The organism is Methylocystis sp. sgz306128, assembly GCF_056032725.1.
In genome coordinates this window covers 279,796-300,370 of sequence record NZ_JBVYWO010000001.1, presented here as the reverse complement: position 1 = coordinate 300,370, position 20,575 = coordinate 279,796, and the positions used below count along the sequence as shown (strand labels likewise).

Sequence of the window (20,575 nt, the reverse complement as noted above, 5' to 3'; positions counted from 1 at the left end):
ACTTGCCCCGGTTTATGACTGACTGAAAGTGATAACCCAGATAACCCCAGACTGGGCGCTGATTGCGCAGGGGCCGGCGTCACGCGCCAGACCCCTTGAGACCTGCGTTCAGAGCAGGAAGAAGGCCATGCCGATCAGGACAATCACCGCACCGATAGACACATATTTCACCAGACCCATGAACAAGCCAAAAGTCTTTTCGTGCTCGGCGTAATCCATTGCCGGGTGTCCGTCTGCATGTGCGCTATGTTCGGCCATTTTCAACTCCTTGATCCTGCCACTATGCCGGATTTAGCCGAAATTCGGGCAAGGAGCAATGGGCGCAGAGGCGTGTTGAGGCAAAGTTTATTAAAGACCGGCCAGCACCATGGCCTGCGCTTGCCGCGCGCCGACGCCCTCCACAGAAAATCCTTCGATTGCCTCATTGAACAGGCGATAAAAATTCATCTCGGCATTCAGGTGCAGGAATACGCCGCCAAGGCCGATGGCGGCCCTGTCCATGAAGACAAATTCGCGCGGAACCTGAACCGGCCCCTTCCGTTTGAGGGCCTGATGCACCTCAAAGGCTTCCTTGCGGCCATATTGGCCGGGCGACACGCCGTCTGCGATGGTGCGCACCCGGTCATCGAGCAGCGGTCCGTAAATGAACCGCGCCCAGACATTGAGCACTTCAATAAGATCGTTGTTCAGGCTTTTGAAGCCCCATGTCTCATAGGCATGCACGATGCGCGCGCGGTCGTTCTCCTGCAGGCCGCGATAAAGATCGACAACGCCGCCGACAAAGCGCGGCGGAAAGATTCGGATACAGCCGTAATCCAGCAGATTGATGCCTTGCGGCGCGCCGTTCTCGCTGAACACGGTGTAATTGCCGAGATGCGGATCGCCATGAATAACGCCAAAGCGGCTGAACGGATGCCACCATGCCTTGAACATGGCGAGCGCGATGCGGTTGCGCTCTTCCTGACTGTGGCTCTTGAAAGCGAGCAGCTTTTCGCCGGTCAGCCAGTCGAGCGTCAGCAGGCGTCCGGTCGAGAGCGACTCATGCACGCGCGGCACGCGGATGTCGTCATCCGCACGCAGCATATCGGCATAGAGGGCCGCATGTCTGGCCTCGCGGCGGTAATCCAGCTCCTCGCGTATGCGCTCGCTGATTTCCTCGGCAATCTGACTCGTATCGATTGCCGGATCCATGCGCCGGTGAATGGAGAACAGCAGATTAAGCTGCGAGAGATCGGCCTCGACGGCGGATTTCATATCCGGATATTGCAGCTTGCAGGCAACAGCCTGCCCTTCCAGCGTCAGCGCGCGATGCACCTGCCCCAGTGAAGCCGCTGCGGCCGGATGCAGGTCGAATTCGGCAAAACGGCTGCGCCAGTCGGGGCCAAGCTCCGCCATCATCCGCCGCCTGACGAAAGCCGCGCCCATGGGCGGCGCTTCGGACTGGAGCTTTTGCAGTTCCTCGGCATATTTGGGCGGCAGCGCCTCGGGAATGGTGGCCATCAGTTGCGCCACTTTCATCAGCGGCCCTTTCAGCCCGCCGAGCGCGGAGGCCAGCGCAACGGCGCCCGCACCGGTCTCCTCGCCTGAAAAGCGAGAACCCGCCATCTTCGCCATGGCGCCGGTCAGATTAGCGCCAACTCTGGCATAGCGCGTCGCTCTGGCGGCAAATCTGTTACGTTCCGGATCCTGGGACATGCTGCTCCGTTTCAGGTAAACCATAGATCATATACGCAAGAAAGGCCCTGTCCGGATGCCGCTAAAGCGCGAGTTGCGCGGGAAGAGGCACATAATGGGCGCGGGCGTGCTCGATCTGGGCAAAATGTTCATTGGCCCAGTCCTGCAGATTGATCAGGTTCGGCATCAGCGACAGGCCGAGACCAGACAATGAATAGCTGACGCCGGGCGGATTTGTCGGCAAGACGTCGCGAATAAGCAGGCCATCCTGTTCGAGGCGCCGCAGGGTCTGCGAGAGCATGCGCTGAGAAATATCGCCTATCGCCCGCTTCAACGCGCTGAACCGCATGGCGCCATAAGCGTCAAGATTCAGCAATACGAGCAGGCTCCAGCGATCGCCGATGCGATCAAGCACATTGCGGATCGGGCACTTCTGATAATCGGCATCAATAATGCGGCGTGCTTTCATCGGATTCCTCCCGGTCTGGCCGCATCCTGCGGGCATACATGGTTACTTTCAAAACCCTTCTTGTGCAGTCGGGCACGGTTTTCTAAATCAGTATATATTAAATACTATATCTCTTACAATTACTGAAGGAGAAACTGATGAAAATTGCTCTTATCGGCGCCAGCGGACAGGCCGGCTCGCGCATTCTGGCCGAGCTTGTACGGCGCGGCTTCAGCGTGACAGCCATTGCGCGCAACATTGAGAAGATCAAGAGCAGCAAAGGCGTGAGCGCCGTCAAAGCCGACGTCTACGACAAGGCCGGGTTGGTGGACGTCCTGCGCGGCCATGACGTTCTGATCAGCGCCGTGCATTTTTCGGCCAGCGACGCCGATCTGCTGATCGCGGCGGCGCGCGAGTCCGGGGTCGGGCGCTATCTGGTGGTGGGCGGCGCCGGCAGTCTGCTCACGCCCGACGGCAGCCGAGTGATCGATGCGCCCTCTTTCCCGGAACTTTACAAGACCGAAGCCCTGAAAGGCGCGGAATTTCTGGACAAGCTGCGGGCTCAGAGCGCAGTCAACTGGACATTCCTCTCCCCCTCGGGGCTCTTCATTGCGGGCGAGCGCACCGGCACGTTCCGTCTCGGCCAGGATCATCTTCTCGTCGACAGCACCGGCAAGAGCTGGATCAGCTTTGAGGATTTCGCCGTTGCTCTGGTCGACGAGATCGAGCGGCCCGCTCATCAGAACCAGAGATTCACTGTCGGATACTGAATGCGAAGCCAGACTGGACAAAGGGGCCGCACGGCCCCTTTTTATGGCTTGATATTGGCCTTGACCGTTTCAATGAGCTGCTTGAGCGAGAAAGGCTTGGGCATGAAGCCGAAATCCTCGCCCTCGGGCAGGTTTTTGGCGAAGGCATCCTCGGCATAGCCGGAGACGAAAATCACCCGCACGTTGATGCCCTTCTTGCGCAATTCGCCAAACATGGTGGGTCCGTCCATTTCCGGCATGACCACGTCGGAAACAATGAGATCGACCTTGCCGCCATGCTCTTCGATCTGCTCCAGCGCCTCAAGACCGGAACCCGCCTCCAGAACCGTATAGCCGCGGGCGGTGAGCGCGCGGGCGCCAAAGGCCCGCACGGCCTCCTCGTCCTCAACGAGGAGCACCGTGCCGTGGCCGGTATGATCGGCGGCGGCGGGCTTGGCTTCCTCTTCCTTTTTGACCTCTTCCTCAGCGGCATTGGGAATATAGCGCGGCAGCAGGATGCGGAAGATCGTGCCGGTGCCGGGCGTCGATTCGCAGAAGACATAGCCGCCGGTCTGCTTGACGATGCCATAGACCATCGACAGGCCGAGACCGGTGCCCTTGCCCACTTCCTTCGTGGTGAAAAAAGGTTCGAAAATCTTGGCGCGCACATCCTCCGGAATGCCGGTGCCGGTATCCTCGACCTCGACGACGGCATATTCACCCGGCACGAGCGACGATTCGTTCAGGCTTGCGCAATCCTGCGGCGTGAAATTGCGGGTGCGGATGGAAATCTTGCCGCCCTGCGGCATGGCATCGCGCGCATTGACAACCAGATTGACGATCACCTGCTCGAACTGGTTGACGTCGGCCTTGGTGAACCACAAGTCGCGGCCATGGCGCAGTTCGAGTTCAATGCGCTCGCCGGCCAGCCGCCGCAACAGCATCTGCACATCGGAGAGCACATCGGAAAGCTGGATCACCTGCGGGCGCAGCGTCTGGCGACGGGAGAAGGCCAGAAGCTGGCGCACAAGGCCAGCGGCGCGATTGGCATTCTGCTTGATCTGCATAATGTCCTGAAAGGACGGGTCGGTCGGGCGGTGCGAATTGAGCAGCAGGTCGGAATAGCCGATGATGGCGGTGAGCACATTGTTGAAGTCATGCGCCACGCCGCCAGCCAGTTGTCCGATGGCCTGCATCTTCTGGCTCTGGGCGAAGCTCTCCTGCAGCGTGCGCTGCTCGGTCATCTCCAGCGCGAAAACATTGGCCCGCCGCTCGTGGTCGATTTCCTCGCTGGCGGAAAAGAAGAGGCGCGCCGAGCGGTTGCCTGGCCCCTCCAGACTTGCGTCCAGCGGCAAAATATCCGATTTGCCGGCGATGGCATCGGCAATCGCCGCGGCAACGCGCTCCCTGTCCTTCTCGGCGATGGCGGGCAGCAGGGAACGGCTTTCCCCGGTTGCGCCCGAGCCGAGCGCATCGGGCATCAGCTTCACAAAGGCAGCGTTGGTTTCGTAGATGACGCCGCCTGCGCCGATCGTGGCAATGGCCATGGGCGTCGAATTGAAGAACCGCGCGAACCGCACTTCGGCAAGGCGCACGTGCTCCTCCCGCTCCTCGCCCGAGGCGCGGTTGATGACAAGCGTGCGCGAGGAACCGGGCGCGCGGTCCTGTCCATAGGCGACGCGATGCAGCAGCCGCACCGGCAGCGTCTGGCCATTGCGGCAGCGCAGATCGAGATCGAACTGCTGGGTGCGCACCTCTCCCGCAGCGCCGGACATGGTGCTGATCAGCGCCGCGCCGTCGCCAGCAACAATATCCGACAGCACCAGCCCGCCGGAGCCGACCTGGGCAAGGTCGTAATCAAGCCAGCCGGCCAGCGTGGTGTTGATATATGTGATGCGGCCATCGGCCTCGATGGAGAGAAAGCCCGCTGGCGCATGGTCGAGAAAATCGATCGCGTGCTGGAGTTCCTGAAAGACATTCTCGTGGCGCTCGCGCTCGCGCGTTGTATCCGTCACCGTCCAGAGGGTGATCGCCTTGCCGTTGCGCCGGTCGAGCGGACGCGAGCGCAACTGATACCAGCCGAAGGCGCCGTCGCCCGTCAGCGAAGGAGCCAGACGCACCTCCTCCGAGCCACGCTTGCCATCGCGCGCGGCCTGCGCCAGCCGGTAAACCGCCTCGGACACTTCCGGCGTGCCGGAAAACAGCCTCTCGACGATTCGGATGTCGGAGGGCTCATGCGCGCCCGAGAGCGTCATGTAGGTTTCGTTGGCGTAAAGAACCTGCCCCTCGCCGGAGGTCACCAATATCCCATCGCCGGACGTATCGGCCATGAGTTTGGTCAGGTCGTTCCGGCCAGATTGTCCGGCGAACTGGATGAGATTGATCGCGCTGGCGAAAATGGAAAACACCCCGATCAGGGCCAGAAACGCGAGCACGCCGATGAGGAAACTCGACGCCATGTCCTGCGGCAGAAAGGAAAACAGCACCGCCATGGCAATCAGCACGAGCGCAAGAACCAGCACCCGGATCGCGCTGCCCGATTTATCTAGGCGGTCCACCGTTCTTGGCGACGAAGAATAAGTCATAATCCATCCCGGACGCTTGGGAGCATTGCGAATCCCCCACAGGCATATGTTTCCGCATGTCGTTAGCATAAAACGGCTTAACGAACCATCAACCATCATTTGACTGTATTGCCGTTAAAACGGGCGCTTTTAAGCGCAGATGCCGCTGCGTGACAGCCTGAGAAAGATTCTGTCGAAAAATGGTCAGCGTGATTGTCTCTTCAATGGCAAGTCGCTATAAGCCAAGTGCGAAAAGCGGGAGAATCTGGAATGTCGGATATTGGAACGCTCGATACTGAATATCGTCCATCAGAAGACGAACCGTTCATGAATGAACGCCAGCGCGATTATTTTCGCCGCAAATTGCTGGCCTGGAAAGAAGAAATCCTGCGCGAAAGCCGGGAAACACTGGCTGCCCTGCAGAATGAGAGCGAAAATCATCCGGACATAGCCGACCGCGCTTCGTCCGAATCAGATCGCGCCATCGAACTGCGCGCGCGCGACCGCCAGCGAAAGCTCATCGCCAAGATTGATGCCGCCATCGCGCGCATCGAAGACGGCAGCTACGGCTATTGCGAGGAAACGGGCGACCCAATATCGCTCAAGCGCCTTGATGCACGGCCCATCGCAACTTTGTCGATCGAGGCGCAGGAGCGGCATGAACGGCGCGAAAAAGTCTATAAGGACGAATAGATATTTTTTAATATTTAATTTGCGGGCAGCACATTTTCTTGTGCTGCCTTTTTTGTTTGTGGCTGATTTTGCCGCGTTCACCAATGCGGGCTCAGCCCCACCCTGATGTCTAATCCAGCTTGACGGGGCGGCCAAGAAGACGCGCCATCTCCTGCTCAAGTTCGCTCAGAGGCGGCAAAGGTGCTACCTTTGCGCGGGGGGCCTCCTGTTGCGAGGGTGCGGGCGCAGGCGGTGGCGGCGGCTCATGGGCAGCGGGCTCAGGGGCAGCGGGCGCGGGGCCGGCTGCCGGTTCCGCAGGGCGGGCGCCGAAGGTGAAGGGACGCGGAGGCAGATTGCTGCGTGGAATTGTGGTGACAGGCCGGGTCGGCATCGGCGTCAGGGCACGCGGCAACGGCGTGCTGCGAGAGACGAACGACGGCGGCGCTGCAGTCTCCCCGGCGCTGGCGGCGGGTTGCGCCGCAGCTACGCCATTGGGCGCAATGTCCTCTGCGCCCGGCCCGGACGCCGGTCGCAACGCGGCTGGGGGGCGCGGAAAAACCGGCTCGCGGCGCGGGGCGGCAGCCACGGGCAATTCAGGCGGTGCGGCACGCGCCGCCTCTTCCGGCAGATAGGGAGCCGTTGCCGCAGGCGTTGGATTGTCCGTCTCCGGCTCGTGAACCGCGACCTCTTCGGCGATGGGCTGGGCTACAGGCAGCTCACTGCTGGCGCGCAGCCCGCCGGCAAAGGCCGCCTCGGGCAGGCGCGCGGCAATCTTCATTTCCGGCGCGGCGGCCTCCCGCTCCTTCGCCTCTCCGCGCTCCTTCTCCCGCATCACGCCCGGAATACGCACGATTCCGGCTTCGACGACCACATCGTTCGGCCCGCCGATCATGACCAGATGCTCCACCTGATCGCGCCGCACGAGCACGAGCTGGCGATGACGGTCGAGATCGAAAACATCCACCACGGCAAGGCGGGGCTGGCGCCCGCGCGCGGCAGCACCCCTGATCCTGTTGCTGAAAATTGCGCGCGCCCCCAGAGCGATGCCGACAATGACGATGATCGCCAGGCCGATGAGAAGTCCGAACTGCATGATTTTACTGTCTCCCGCCAGGGAGGTGAGAAAAGACGGCATTTAAAAAAGCCCTTGTCATTCTTACCTGTTGTCTCACAACCTACACCAGTATTCAGGTAATTTGAACCGGACGATTCCTATTTAATCAAACCGATTCAATCAAGAACTGCGGCGCCGAACGCCCTCTTTGAATTTTGACGCCGCATGGCCCATATTAGAGCCATGGTTTCCCGTCCCCGCACCCCCAATCCGAAACTCACACGCCCCAAGGCCGCGCGCATGGAGGTGCATCCGCTGGATGAACATCTGGCGGCTCTGCTCAATCCGGCGCTGAACGAAAAGAAGTCCGAAACGCCGAAAGGCTTCAGCGAGGCGCCGCAGGCGGGATTCGACAGCGGCAGCCGCAATGTGAAGATCGACCAGCATCTCGCCAGCAAGCTGAAACTGGATGCCCCGGTCATTCCGGGCGAAACTTTTGCCGATGGTGCAGAGACCGCAAAGCGTCCGGCCCGCCGACGTCCCGCCGCGCAGAATTTCACCGCGCCCAGCGGCGTCAGCGCCACGGCGGATTCTCTGAAGGATCTTCTCGAAAAAGGCGATCCGAACTTCCGCGACACCAAGCCCTGGGTGCCGCACCGGCCTTTGCGTCCGGAAAAATCGGAAGGCGGCTATCCATTCAAGATTGTATCAGAATATGAGCCGAAAGGTGATCAACCCGCCGCGATTGCCGAACTGGTGAAAGGCATTCAGGCGCATGAGCGCGATCAGGTTTTGCTCGGCGTCACCGGTTCCGGCAAGACCTTCACCATGGCGCAGGTGATCAAGGAAACGCAGCGCCCGGCCCTGATCCTTGCCCCCAACAAGACGCTGGCGGCCCAGCTTTATGGCGAGTTCAAGAGTTTCTTTCCTGATAATGCGGTGGAATATTTCGTATCCTATTACGATTATTACCAGCCGGAAGCCTATGTGCCGCGCTCGGACACATTTATCGAGAAGGAATCTTCGATCAACGAGCAGATCGACCGGATGCGCCATGCCGCCACCCGCGCCCTTCTGGAGCGCGACGACGTGATCATTGTCGCTTCAGTTTCCTGCATTTACGGTATCGGCTCTGTGGAAACCTACACCGCCATGACCTTTACGATGAAGGTGGGCGAGAAGGTCGACCAGCGCCAGATCATCACCGATCTGGTCGCCCTGCAATATAAGCGCAGTCTGGGCGATTTCTCGCGCGGAATCTTCCGCGTGCGCGGCGATGTGATTGAACTTTTCCCGGCCCATTACGAAGACAGGGCATGGCGGATCAGCTTCTTCGGCGACGAAATCGAAAGCATTCAGGAGTTCGATCCGCTCACCGGCAAGAAGACCGAAGATCTTGAACTGGTCAAGGTTTACGCCAATTCGCACTATGTCACGCCGCGCCCCACCCTGTTGCAGAGCATTGCCGGCATCAAGGCCGAGTTGAAAGCCCGCCTGAAGGTGCTGAACGATTCCGGTCGTCTGCTCGAAGCGCAGCGGCTTGAGCAGCGCACGGTTTTCGATCTGGAAATGCTGGAAGCCACCGGGGTGTGCGCCGGCATCGAGAATTATTCGCGCTATCTCACCGGCCGCGCGCCGGGCGAGCCGCCGCCGACCCTGTTTGAATATCTGCCCGACAATGCACTGGTGTTCACCGACGAGAGCCATGTCACCGTGCCGCAGATCGGCGCCATGTATAAGGGCGACTTCCGCCGCAAGGCGACGCTGGCCGAATATGGCTTCCGCCTGCCGTCCTGCCTCGACAACCGGCCGCTGCGTTTCGAGGAGTGGGAGGCCATGCGCCCGCAGACCGTGCATGTCTCCGCGACGCCGGGCAAATGGGAAATGGAACAGACCGGCGGCACCTTTGTCGAGCAGGTTATCCGCCCGACAGGCCTGATCGATCCGCCCGTCGAGGTGCGCCCGGCCCGCGCGCAGGTGGATGACGTGCTGGGCGAGATCCGCGCCTCGGCGCAGGCAGGCTATCGCGCCCTCGTCACTGTCCTCACCAAGCGCATGGCGGAGGACCTGACCGAATATCTCCACGATAATGGCGTGCGCGTGCGCTACATGCATTCCGACATCGATACGATTGAACGCATTGAAATCATCCGCGACCTGCGGCTCGGTACGTTCGACGTTCTGGTCGGCATCAACCTGCTGCGCGAGGGGCTGGACATTCCCGAATGCGGGCTGGTGGCTGTGCTCGACGCCGACAAGGAAGGCTTCCTGCGCTCCGAAACCTCGCTGATCCAGACCATCGGCCGCGCCGCGCGCAATGTCGACGGCCGCGTTATTCTCTATGCCGATCAGATCACCGGCTCGATGCGGCGCGCCATGGACGAGACAAACCGGCGCCGCGCCAAGCAGCTTGCTTACAACGAGGCCAACAACATCACGCCGGCCAGTATCAAGCGCGGCATTCAGGATATTCTGGGCAGCATCTATGAGGCCGACCATATCACCGTGGATACGGGCCTTGCCACGCCTGCGCCGGGCCATAATCTCAAGGCGACCATCGCCGATATGGAAAAGCGGATGAAAGAGGCTGCGGGCAATCTCGAATTCGAGACCGCCGCCCGGCTACGCGACGAGATCCGCCGCCTGCAGGCGACCGAACTCGTGCTGGCCGACGATCCGCTGGCGCGCCAATCCGATGTCGAGAGCAAGGCGGGCAGCTATGACGGCCCGCGCCCCTATGGCGACAAGGCCAACCTGCCAACCCGCGCCCATAAACCCACCGATGCCGATATGGGCCCGCACAACTGGGGCGGCGGCGAAGCCAAGCCGCTGGGCCGCTCCACCGGCGGTCAGGGCGGCACACGCACCGCCAAGGGCAAGCCGAAACGGATGGTGTGAGACCTTTCACGCTTTTTTGGATCGGCTGTGCCGTCATGGCGAGCGTCCGCAAAAGCCTCAAGCGTCTTTGCGAGCGTAAGCGAAGCAATCCAGTCCTCACAGCCGCATAGATTGCTTTGCTGCGCTGGCACTGACGTCAAAAGGCGTCCGAAACGGCACAAAAACCAATGAAACGCTGGTGTCCCCGGCGTGAATCGAACACGCAACCTCAGGTTTAGGAAACCTGCGCTCTATCCGGTTGAGCTACGGAGACAATCCAGCCCTGCTTACATAAAATGAAACGGGCCGCGAGGAAAGAGCAAGCGAAGATGCAAAGAGATAAAATCTGGCTGATTTTTGCCTGCCTTCTGACGTCCGCGTCTCTGGCGCTGGCCGGTATGGCACCCGGTAACGCAATGGCGGCGGCCGGCAGCGGGACAAAGCCCGATTCCTGTTCGCCGGATCAGGCAGAGCCTGTTTCTGTCACGGCTATTACGGCCGATCTCGACGTGCAAACCGCCGATGCGGGGCCGCTGCGTCTGGCCGGTCTTGCGCCGCCCTATGATCAGCCTGACCAGAAACAGCGAATCAGCGAAGAACTGACGAACTGGCTGCGTAGCAGGGCGCAGTTTGCCATTATAAGCGGCAATCCGGACCGCTGGAAGCGCCGCGCCGCGCTGCTTTTCGCCGAGGATGAAGCGCAGAGGCTGGTTTCGGTCAATGCGTGGCTAGCCGCGCGCGGCGACGCACTGTTCAGGCCGGAGGAGTCTGCGCAGTCCTGCCATAGCGCGTTGCTGGCCGCTGAATATGTGGCGCGCGCCTCCGCAAACGGCCTGTGGCACTCCGCCTCTTACACGATCCACCCGGCGGATACGCCGGTCTGGCCAACGGCGCTTGATGGCCATTTCATCATTGTCGAGGGCAAGGTGCGCCGTTTCGGGCTCGGGCGGCGCAATGCCTATCTCGATTTTGAAGCCAAGCGGCAGCGCGGATTTGCCGTGCTCATCCCGCGCAGATCGCTGGCGCAATTCACGGCTGAGGCCAGCGATCCTGCGGTGCTGGCCGGTCACAGGCTGCGCGTGCGCGGCACGCTTGATCTGCGTTACGGACCGCGCATGACGATAAGCCTGCCAGCGGCGCTGGAGCGCCTCGACTGATCAGGGCATGGCTTCCAGTTCGGCGATCATGCCCTCGATCATGCCAAGACCGATCTGCCAGAAGGCAGGATCGCGCGCATCCAACCCGAACGGCTTGAGCAATTCGCTGTGATGCTTGGTGCCGCCCGCCGAAAGCAGCGCGAAATAGCGCTCGGCGAAGCCTTTTTCCGCCTTCTGGTAAACGCCGTAGAGCGAATTGACCAGACAATCGCCAAAGGCATAGGCATAGACATAGAAGGGCGAATGGATGAAATGCGGAATATAGGCCCAGTATGTCTCGTAGCCGGGGCCGAACTTGATCGCCGGACCGAGGCTCTCGCCCTGCACGGACATCCAGATTTCGCAAAGCTGCTCGGCGGTGAGTTCGCCGGAGCGGCGGGCCTCATGCACCTTGCGCTCAAACGTGTAAAAGGCGATCTGCCGCACGACGGTGTTGATCATGTCCTCCACCTTGGCCGCGAGCATGGCCTTTCTGGCCTGCGGCTCGGCCGCATCCAGCATGGCGCGGAAGGTCAGCATTTCGCCGAAGACTGAAGCCGTTTCGGCCAGAGTGAGCGGCGTCGGCGCCATCAGCGCGCCATTATGCGCGGCAAGCACCTGATGCACGCCATGCCCCAGTTCGTGCGCCATGGTCATGACATCGCGCGCCTTGCCCATATAATTGAGCAGGACATAGGGGTGGCTGGACGGCACTGTCGGATGGGCGAAAGCCCCCGGCGCCTTGCCCGGCCGCGTCGGCGCGTCAATCCAGCCGTGGAAAAATTTCTCGGCAATATCGGCCATTTCCGGCGCGAAGCCGCGATAGGCGCCGAGCACGATCTGCCGGGCCTCGTCGAAGGAATAGGTCTTCATCGGCACATTGGGCAGCGGCGCGTTGCGATCCCAGTGATTGAGCGCATCTTTGCCAAACCATCTGGCCTTGAGCTTGTAATAGCGGTGCGAAAGACGCGGATAAGCGTTCTGCACCGCCGTCACCATGGCATTGACGACATCGCCCTCCACCCGGTTGGACAGGTGGCGCGCGTCGGCCACATCCTGAAAGCCGCGCCAGCGGTCCGAGATTTCCTTGTCCTTGGCCAGCGTATTGGTGATCAGCGTGAAAATGCGCAGATTGGCCTTGAGCGTTTCACCCACGGCATCGGCGGCCGCCTTGCGCTTGGCCTCGTCCTTATCCTGCATGAGGCTCAGGGTTGGCTCCATGGCGAGTTCCTCGCCATCCACCTTGAAGCGCAAAGCCGCAATGGTTTCATCGAACAGGCGGTTCCAGGCCGAGGCGCCGCTTACGGATTTGTCGAGAAAGAGCTTTTCCAGCTTATCCTCGAGCTGGTAAGGCCGCTCTATCCGCACGTCGGCAATCCACGGCGCATAATGGTCAAGCGGCGACTGGCCCGACAAGCTGTTGATCAGCACATCATCCAGCCGGTTGAGCTCCAGCGTGAAGAACAGCAGATCGGAGGACGCCCGCGTCACCTTTTCCTGCGTGTCGCCGTAAAATTTGGCGTGAACCGGATTTGTGGTGTCGGTGGCATAGATCAGCCCGGCATAGGACATCAGGCGGCCAAGGCGATCCTCGATCGCCTCATAGGCCTTTATACATTCGAACAGCCTGCGCGCCGCGTCCGGCCCCTGCGCGAGATGCTGCAGTTTGCCGGCGTAATTTTGCGAAAAATCCGCGCAATCCTTAAGGGCCTTGTCGAGATCGGCGACAAATTCCGGCGAATCCATGCCGGGGTAGAGATCATTGAGGCTCCAGAGAGGCAATGCACCGAATTCATTTTCGACAAGAGCGGGCGGACTGGCTGGTTTTGACAAGGGCACATCCTCTTATGACAGAATCACTGCCCCTATATTGGCGTCGCGGCGGCCAAGTTCAATGCACGCCGCTCAGCACTCCACCCAATTCACCGCGAGACCGCCCTGCGAGGTCTCTTTATATTTGGTGTTCATGTCGGCGCCGGTCTGGCGCATGGTGACGACAACCTGATCCAGCGAGACGCGATGCTCCCCCTTGCCGCGCATGGCGAGCGAGGCGGCGTTGATCGCCTTGACCGCGCCAAAGGCATTGCGCTCGATGCAGGGAATCTGCACCAGCCCGCCTATCGGATCGCAGGTCATGCCCAGATGATGTTCCATGCCGATTTCGGCGGCATTCTCAATTTCCTCGTTGGTGCCGCCCAGCGCCGCGACAAGGCCCGCGGCGGCCATAGAACAGGCAACGCCGACCTCGCCCTGGCAGCCGACTTCAGCGCCGGAAATGGACGAATTCATCTTGAACAGGCCGCCAATGGCCGTCGCCGTCAGCAGAAATGCCTGCACGCCCGCCTCGTTGGCGCCGACACAGAAATCCCGATAGTAACGCAATACGGCAGGCACAACGCCCGCAGCGCCATTGGTCGGCGCCGTCACCACCTGATGCCCGGCGGCATTTTCCTCATTGACTGCAATGGCATAGGCGCTGACGAATTCCATGGTCTCGTTCGCCGAACGGTTGTTGCGCAACTGATCGGCGCGCAGTGTGTCGATCAGAAATTTCGCCCGGCGGCGCACCTGCAACTTGCCGGGGAGGATGCCTTCGGTGCTCAGGCCGCGCTCGATGCAGCTGGCCATCACCTGCGCCACGCGCCCGACATGCTCCATCACTTCACGCCCGGGGCGGCGCGCGCATTCGTTCGCCAGCACAATTTCGGCGATGCTCTTGTGGTGCCTGCGCCCCATCTCCAGCAGCTGCGCTGCGTCACGGAAAGGAAAAGGCACAGCGACATCGTCAGCCGCGACAACGGTTTCCGCGCCGGCCTGCACCACAAAGCCGCCCCCCACGGAAAGCCAGACTTCCTCATGCAGCGGGCGGCCGTCTCCAGCCAGCGCATAAAACGCCATCGTATTGGGATGTTCGGTGCGGAGCGTCTCGAAGTCGAAGATCAGATCGTTTTCAGGATGGAAGCTCAGTTTATGTCCGGGCCGGAACGGCAGTTCATGCGCGCTTTGCAGATGCGCGAGAAATTGGTCGGCCTCGGCAGGATCAAGCGTCGCAGGCTCAAATCCGCCAAGACCGAGGAAAACAGCCTTGTCCGTGGCATGGCCTTTGCCGGTCCATGCCAGCGACCCGTAGAGCGTGACCCTGATCCGCGAGGGTGTCTCGCCTGGCAGCGCGCGCAGGTGATCCATGAACGCTTTTGCCGCCTTCATCGGGCCCACCGTATGCGAGGAGGAAGGGCCTATGCCGATCTTGAACAGGTCAAAAATGCTGATCATCGACTCTCGCTTCCTCTTGGCCTCTGACAGACAGAATCAGGCTGCTCTGTTCCACGATAATCCAACCCGCGCAGGAAATGGCACCGGCCACGACCTCACCCGCAAATATGACGACATTTCGCCAAAAAAGTCAGATTGCGAAAAGCCGAAAAATATCAACAGGCAAGACCGGAATCCAATCTATCTCTGTCAGCCATGAAATGCACATGTCCAGATTTATGACGCGCATTAAGCAGCTATTTACCCTGTTGACGCAGAGTGATTCACACTGAAATCACTGCCAGCAACTGGACCGTAATGACTTCGACAATCCTGATAGTTGATGATGACCCCGTGCAGCGTCGCCTTCTTGAGGCGACTATCCGCCGGTTTGGCTATCAATCCGAAGTCGTCGAGGGGGGAGAGGCGGCGGTTGCACGGCTCGGCGCAAGCCACCTGCCCGCCATCGATCTGATGATCCTCGATCTCGTCATGCCCGATCTCGATGGCATGGGCGTGCTGGCGCACATGAGCCGCAGCAATATCCGCGTTCCGGTCATTGCCCAGACTGCGCATGGCTCGATCGATGTCGTCATCTCCGCGATGCGCGCCGGAGCCATTGATTTCGTCGTCAAGCCCGTCGGCGCGGAGCGCCTGCAGATATCCATCAAGAACGCGCTGCAATTCGATGCACTCGCCGGTGAAGTGCGCATGATGAAGCAGCGCGCCTCCGGCCACCTGACCTTCCGCGACATGGTGACGAAAAGCCCGGACATGGAGCGCGTCATCCGCCTCGGCGAGCGCGCCGCCAAATCCAATATTCCCGTGCTGATCGAAGGCGAATCCGGCGTCGGCAAGGAAGTCATCGCCCGCGCCATACAGGGCGCATCCGACCGGCGCGGCAAGCCATTCGTTACGGTCAATTGCGGCGCATTGCCGGAAAACCTCGTTGAATCCATCCTGTTCGGCCATGAAAAGGGCTCGTTCACCGGCGCCACCGACAAGCATATCGGCAAATTCGTTGAAGCCAGCGGCGGAACCCTCTTTCTCGACGAAATCGGCGAATTGCCGCTCGAAGCACAGGTGAAACTGCTGCGCGCGCTGCAGGAAGGCGAAGTGGACCCGGTCGGCGCCAGAAAATCGGTGCGGGTCGATATCCGCCTGATTTCGGCCACAAACCAGAACCTGATTGAACTGGTCAAGCAGGGCCGGTTCCGCGAGGATCTCTACTACCGGCTGAATGTTTTCCCCGTCACCGTGCCCAGCCTGCGCGCCCGCAAGGACGATATCGCCGATCTCGCCCGGCGCTTTGCCGCCCGCTTTGCCGCGGAAGAAGGCAAGCGCATCCGCGGCTTTGCCGCTGAGGCCCTGTCGCTGCTTTCCGCCTATCATTGGCCCGGCAATATAAGGCAACTGGAAAACGCCGTGTTTCGCGCCGTGGTTCTGGCCGAGAGCGATGAACTGACGGTCACCGAATTTCCGCAGATCGCCGCCCAGATGGAGGGCTTCGACGTGCGCGTGCCCATGGTCAGCGCCGCGCCGCGCATCCGGCAGGAGCGTGAGATCGTGCGGGTCGAGGTCAAGGACCCCAGCGCTCTCGCCATTCTCACAGGCACTGGCGATGTCCGCACTCTGGCGGAACTCGAAGCCGAGACGATCCGCTATGCAATCCGCCATTACCGCGGCCAGATGTCGGAAGTGGCCCGCCGGCTTGGCATCGGCCGCTCGACGCTTTACCGCAAAATGACTGACCTTGGTCTCGACGATCAATTCAAGGAGCCGCAGATGCAAAACGCCTATATCGGCTAGCAGTCACCGCAGCGGGCGGCCCGCGCGGCTGTCCGGCCCATCGGCAAGGGGGCGCCGGAGGGCGCGGACAAAACAAACCAGATAGTTCATCGGCACGAGAAACAGCGTGCACAAACCAGAATGAGTTGACGTTCCATGCAGCCCCCTTTCTCCCCGCGCTTTCCCAGTCTCAAGCCACTGCTCAGCACCAGCGCGCTCATTCTTCTGGCCGGACTTCAGGCCGGTGCGGCTCTGGCTGACGGGTCATTGCCCGGCAACACAGTGGCGCAGGCCGGAGATCCGCTGGCCGCGATAATCGCCGGAAGACCGGCGCCCAATCTTACACTTTATCTGCGCGCGAATGGTGCGGCGGAGCCTCTGCCCGCCAGCGCCGGCAGCGCGGCCGTGTTTGCGGCCATGGACGGGCAGATCGGCCTGCCGCCGCTGAATGCGCCTGCGCTGGCGCTGATCATGAAAAACCGTGATCTTGCGACGCAGATCGACATGACGGAAACCGCGTCGCTGGCGGCAACAGAGGAAGGCGCCACCGCCACTTTGAAGCAGGATGCGGCGCCACCAGCAAAGACACCCGTTGCCGCCGCAACGGCCGATGAGATCAGGACAGCGCTGGAGGCCTGGCAAGCCAGCGCCGGCCCCGCCATGGCCAAGCGGCGCGATGCCCTTGCCGCATTCTATGCCGCGCGCAACTATGCGCCATTATGGCTTGATTCGCAGGGTTGGACGAAGCAGGCCCATGCCGCGCTGACGCGGATCGACAAAGCCGGCGAAGACGGGCTCGACCTTGAAAAGATGTCCCGCCCCGCGCTCGGAGCCGCCCACGCGGCTGCGGACGAAATTCTGCTGAGCAATCTTGTGGCCGCCTATGCCGAACAGGCGATGGGCGGGCGCGTCGACCCGGGCGAAATTTCCAAATTCATCATTGCCCGCCCTGCCGCGCCCGATTATGCCGCCATTCTCGGCGATGTCGCACAGGCCCCGGACGCCGATGCGGCTTTGCAGGCCGTCAACCCGCCGCAGAAAGCCTATGCGGAACTGCGCGACAAACTGTCCGAACTGCGCCGCGAATCGCGCCCGCTGTCCCGCAACGCCATTCCGCCGGGCCCAGTGCTCAAAGTGGGCATGAAAGACCCGCGGGTGCCGCTGATCCGCGAGCGCTTCGGCATCGGGCTTGAGGCCAATGCCGATAAATCGCAGAATATCGTCTATGACACGCGCGTGGCGGCGGCTGTCGCCAGTTTCCAGACGTCAAGCGGCCTTCCCGCCTCCGGAACTTTGACGCCGCGCACCCTTGCCGCGCTCTCGGACGGCGATCCGGCGCGCCTTGAAGCGGAACTTATCGCCAATATGGAAATATGGCGGTGGATGCCACGCGACATGGGCCATGACCGGATCGAGGTCAACCTCACGGAATTCGCCGCCCGGCTCTATCGCAACGACGCGCCGGTCTACGAAACCCGCGTTGTCATCGGCAAGCCCAAGACACCGACCCCGGTCTTTTCCAATGTCATGCAGTTCCTCATCGTCAATCCATACTGGAACGTGCCGTTGTCGATCGTGAAAAAGGAAATGTTGCCCAAGCTGGCCGAAGAGCCCGACTATTTTGCCCGCCACGGATACCAGTTGGTGCAGCGCCATGGCGTAACCTATGTGCGCCAGCCGCCGGGCGACGCCAATGCGCTGGGCCAGATCAAGTTCATGTTTCCCAATCCCTATTCGATCTACATGCACGATACGCCGTCCAAGGCCCTGTTCGCGCGCCCGGTGCGCGCCTTCAGCCATGGCTGTGTGCGTGTGAACCAGCCCTTCCGCTTCGCGCAGGCTGTTCTGGGCAATGGCTGGGACGCGCAGAAAGTTGAATCGCTGATCGGCGGCGACGAACGCACCATCAACCTGCCGGAGTTCCTGCCCGTGCACATGATGTATTTCACCGCCAATGTCGACGAAAGCGGCAAGCTGCAGGTGCGCGACGATCTCTATGGCTATGTCGGCAAGGTCGAGGCGCGGCTGGGGCTGCTCAACTGAAGGCGAAGCCGAGAAATAGAGACTTAAATTTTTCCATTGTGTGACTAAAATGTTACTTTATAAAAAAGCCTGTTCCAAAACGGAACGGCTGCCCGGACAACGGGACGTAAAGAGAGCATCGGCACAGACTGAGGCCAAAGTCATACAGGGACATGTGTTCCACGGTCAGTTTGACCAAATCAGTAGGTGTTCTGTGTTGAAAATTGCTCTGTATCCGATGAAAAAACGCCTTGCCGGCTGGGTTTCATCTGGCGCCCTCGCCGCCCTGCTGCTTGTCGGCTCGCAGGTCTCCACGGAAACGGCAGTGGCCAATGGCGATACGCGCACCTTGTCGTTTCATCACATGCACACGGGCGAGGATTTCACCATCACGTTCAAGCGCAACGGCTATTACGACGAAGCCGCGCTGGACAAGCTCAACTGGGATCTGCGCGACTGGCGCATAGATCAGGCGACCAAAATGGACCCGCACCTGTTCGACATTCTCTGGGATGTCTATCAGCAGAGCGGCTCGAACGAAACCATCCATGTCCTGTCGGCCTATCGCTCGCCGCAGACAAACGCCATGCTGCGCCGCCGCTCCCATATGGTGGCCGAGCATTCGCAGCACATGAAGGGCAAGGCCATAGATTTTTTCCTGCCTGACGTCTCCATGGAGAAAGTGCGGGAACTGGGACTCAAGCTGGAGCGCGGCGGCGTCGGCTATTATCCGCATGCCAGCACCGTGTTTGTGCATCTCGATTCGGGCGGCGTGCGCTATTGGCCGCGCATGAGCCGCGAACAGCTCGCCCGTGTCTTCCCGGACGGCAAGACCGTGCTCATGCCCGCCGACGGCCAGCCGATGCCCGGCTATCAGGAAGCGCTGGCTGAAATCGAATCCCGCGGCGGCGCATCCGTCGCATCCGACGCGCCCAAGCCCAGCAAGGGGCTGTTTGCCTGGCTGTTCGGGGGCAACAAGGATGAAGAGGAAGACAGTTCGCCGGATACGACGATCGCGCCGAACCCGCGCCTGCCCGCAAAGGCGCAGGTCGCCGATGCGCAGCCGGATCAGGCCAGCCCGCAACCGGCAGCGGCCCGCGTGCCTCAGGTTGCCCGAATCGAACCGCAGAAACCGGCCGCGATTGCCGAACGCAACCGCTTCGCTCTGAACCTGCCGGAGGCACCATTGCCGCCAGCGCGTCCGGTGATCGCGCAGATGTTCGCCATGAACGCGCCGCTTCCCCCCAGCCGCCCCTCCGCGTTTATGGCCATGATGCGCGGCAGCGCCGATCCGATCTCGCATATGCTGGCAAAATCGGGCGCAAAGACCCCGGCAGGCGCTTCGGGCTTGCCGGATGAGACTGCTGCCGGTCCCGGCCCGGATGTGCTGGCCTATGCTGCGCCCTTGCCGCCGGATGAGCCGGTGCGGCGCGCAGCCAAAGCCGCTCCGGTCCACGCCCTCATTGACCCGCATTCGCGGCTGGTGGCCGCAAAGCTGAACCAGGCCGTGCTGCCCGGCGCCGGCGCCCTGAACGCTGGACGCCCCGCACAGGAACTTTCTGGGCCGTCAACCGGTCTGCGGCAGGTTGCCCAGCGCATGAGCCCGCAGACCGACGCATCGGCTGCATCGCTGGCTTCGGGCGATGAACGCGTGGTATCCGCCTTCGGACTTGGCCTCGGGCGACTGAAGCCGGGTGCATTCAGCGGCCCCGCCGTGAAGGCCCTGACCGCCGACGATGGCTATGTCGAACTGAATGTTGCGGCCCGCTAGGCCGCAACCCATGCCCGGCCAAACTTTCAGTGAATGCCGAGCGCGCTCAGGTAAAGGTCGAGAATGGCTTCCTGTTCCTGACGTTCGGCGCGATCCGTCTTGCGGATCTTGATCACCTGACGCACGACCTTGACATCAAAGCCCCGGCCTTTCATCTCGGCATAGACTTCCTTGATGTCGTCGGAGATGGCTTTCTTCTCTTCTTCCAGCCGTTCGACACGCTCGACAAATTGCTTCAGCTCTTCGGCGGCCACTCCGGTTTCGGCAATATCTTTCATGATGGGTTCCTGATCCTTGATGATGGGCGAGGGATGCGACGGCGCGCGGGCAAGGTCAAGTAAAATTCTCGTCGCAGCGCGCACCGCCGATTTTCTTGCAGTCCCTTGTCGCTAACGATCATCCAGACTGCATCATGCGCAGAAAATCCGGCCAGCCCACATAGCAACGCTCCATATTCGGCCTTTCCATATTTTCCAATAGGAAATCACGAATATAGAAAAGCCGCGAATGCTTATAAATAATCGCAATAAAACATTCAAATCACCGCAATAATTATCTGACAGAAGCA

At 61.0% G+C, this 20,575-nt stretch carries 16 protein-coding genes and 1 tRNA gene; 8 read left to right on the top strand and 9 right to left on the bottom strand.

The genetic code is table 11. The features are described 5' to 3' along the window. Positions 1 to 108: 108 nt before the first annotated feature. The 3 genes from AC0N03_RS01375 to AC0N03_RS01365 all read right to left on the bottom strand — a co-directional run bounded on the left by AC0N03_RS01375 (position 109) and on the right by AC0N03_RS01365 (position 2,143). A complete protein-coding gene (locus AC0N03_RS01375) occupies positions 109 to 258 on the bottom strand; it encodes an aa3-type cytochrome c oxidase subunit IV (RefSeq protein WP_474286595.1) in 150 nt (49 codons plus the stop codon). 90 nt (positions 259 to 348) lie between these two features. After that, positions 349 to 1,695 carry an ABC1 kinase family protein gene (locus tag AC0N03_RS01370; RefSeq protein WP_474286594.1) on the bottom strand — a complete coding sequence of 449 codons (1,347 nt, stop codon included), beginning with the start codon at positions 1,693 to 1,695 and terminating at the stop codon, positions 349 to 351. A 61-nt stretch (positions 1,696 to 1,756) separates the two neighbouring features. Beyond that, complete coding sequence (locus AC0N03_RS01365) at positions 1,757 to 2,143, bottom strand: winged helix-turn-helix transcriptional regulator (RefSeq protein WP_474286593.1); 387 nt, start codon at positions 2,141 to 2,143, stop codon at positions 1,757 to 1,759. Positions 2,144 to 2,280: 137 nt separating this feature from the next. Here AC0N03_RS01365 and AC0N03_RS01360 point away from each other — a divergent pair, with 137 nt between their 5' ends. Then, positions 2,281 to 2,892, top strand: coding sequence for an NAD(P)-dependent oxidoreductase (locus AC0N03_RS01360; protein WP_474286592.1), 612 nt, complete (start codon positions 2,281 to 2,283; stop codon positions 2,890 to 2,892). Positions 2,893 to 2,933: 41 nt separating this feature from the next. Here the strand turns inward: AC0N03_RS01360 and cckA are convergent, their stop codons facing one another. Continuing rightward, positions 2,934 to 5,456 (bottom strand): cell cycle histidine kinase CckA, encoded by a 2,523-nt coding sequence (gene cckA / locus AC0N03_RS01355; protein WP_474286590.1) that lies wholly within the window; start codon positions 5,454 to 5,456, stop codon positions 2,934 to 2,936. Positions 5,457 to 5,705: 249 nt separating this feature from the next. On the opposite strand from cckA, the gene dksA reads away from it, so the two are divergent. Continuing rightward, a complete protein-coding gene (gene dksA / locus AC0N03_RS01350; RefSeq protein ID WP_474286589.1) occupies positions 5,706 to 6,128 on the top strand; it encodes an RNA polymerase-binding protein DksA in 423 nt (140 codons plus the stop codon). Between the two features lie 109 nt (positions 6,129 to 6,237). On the opposite strand, the gene AC0N03_RS01345 is transcribed toward dksA, so the two are convergent. After that, complete coding sequence (locus tag AC0N03_RS01345) at positions 6,238 to 7,200, bottom strand: hypothetical protein (protein WP_474286588.1); 963 nt, start codon at positions 7,198 to 7,200, stop codon at positions 6,238 to 6,240. Between the two features lie 186 nt (positions 7,201 to 7,386). Between AC0N03_RS01345 and uvrB the strand changes: the two genes are divergently transcribed. After that, positions 7,387 to 10,059, top strand: coding sequence for an excinuclease ABC subunit UvrB (uvrB, locus tag AC0N03_RS01340; RefSeq protein WP_474286587.1), 2,673 nt, complete (start codon positions 7,387 to 7,389; stop codon positions 10,057 to 10,059). A gap of 176 nt (positions 10,060 to 10,235) precedes the next feature. On the opposite strand, the gene AC0N03_RS01335 is transcribed toward uvrB, so the two are convergent. After that, positions 10,236 to 10,312, bottom strand: a tRNA-Arg gene (locus AC0N03_RS01335). Between the two features lie 55 nt (positions 10,313 to 10,367). Between AC0N03_RS01335 and AC0N03_RS01330 the strand changes: the two genes are divergently transcribed. Beyond that, a complete protein-coding gene (locus tag AC0N03_RS01330) occupies positions 10,368 to 11,195 on the top strand; it encodes a hypothetical protein (RefSeq protein ID WP_474286585.1) in 828 nt (275 codons plus the stop codon). Here AC0N03_RS01330 and AC0N03_RS01325 read toward each other — a convergent pair whose 3' ends face one another. Both AC0N03_RS01325 and AC0N03_RS01320 read right to left on the bottom strand, forming a co-directional pair. Beyond that, complete coding sequence (locus AC0N03_RS01325) at positions 11,196 to 13,007, bottom strand: M3 family oligoendopeptidase (protein ID WP_474286584.1); 1,812 nt, start codon at positions 13,005 to 13,007, stop codon at positions 11,196 to 11,198. Positions 13,008 to 13,079: 72 nt separating this feature from the next. Beyond that, positions 13,080 to 14,447 (bottom strand): L-serine ammonia-lyase, encoded by a 1,368-nt coding sequence (locus AC0N03_RS01320; protein ID WP_474286583.1) that lies wholly within the window; start codon positions 14,445 to 14,447, stop codon positions 13,080 to 13,082. Here AC0N03_RS01320 and AC0N03_RS01315 point away from each other — a divergent pair. The 4 genes from AC0N03_RS01315 to AC0N03_RS01300 all read left to right on the top strand — a co-directional run bounded on the left by AC0N03_RS01315 (position 14,437) and on the right by AC0N03_RS01300 (position 20,007). Further along, the gene (locus AC0N03_RS01315; RefSeq protein ID WP_474286582.1) at positions 14,437 to 14,646 is read left to right on the top strand and encodes a hypothetical protein; all 210 of its coding nucleotides are present in this window, start codon (positions 14,437 to 14,439) and stop codon (positions 14,644 to 14,646) included. The two genes, AC0N03_RS01320 and AC0N03_RS01315, sit on opposite strands and share 11 nt — an antisense overlap. 98 nt (positions 14,647 to 14,744) lie before the next feature. After that, a complete protein-coding gene (locus tag AC0N03_RS01310) occupies positions 14,745 to 16,235 on the top strand; it encodes a sigma-54-dependent transcriptional regulator (protein ID WP_474286580.1) in 1,491 nt (496 codons plus the stop codon). Between the two features lie 135 nt (positions 16,236 to 16,370). Further along, a complete protein-coding gene (locus AC0N03_RS01305) occupies positions 16,371 to 18,257 on the top strand; it encodes a L,D-transpeptidase family protein (RefSeq protein WP_474286578.1) in 1,887 nt (628 codons plus the stop codon). 196 nt (positions 18,258 to 18,453) lie between these two features. Beyond that, complete coding sequence (locus AC0N03_RS01300) at positions 18,454 to 20,007, top strand: peptidoglycan L,D-endopeptidase MepK (protein WP_474286577.1); 1,554 nt, start codon at positions 18,454 to 18,456, stop codon at positions 20,005 to 20,007. Positions 20,008 to 20,033: 26 nt separating this feature from the next. On the opposite strand, the gene AC0N03_RS01295 is transcribed toward AC0N03_RS01300, so the two are convergent. After that, complete coding sequence (locus AC0N03_RS01295; RefSeq protein WP_474287204.1) at positions 20,034 to 20,285, bottom strand: DUF2312 domain-containing protein; 252 nt, start codon at positions 20,283 to 20,285, stop codon at positions 20,034 to 20,036. Positions 20,286 to 20,575 lie beyond the last annotated feature (290 nt).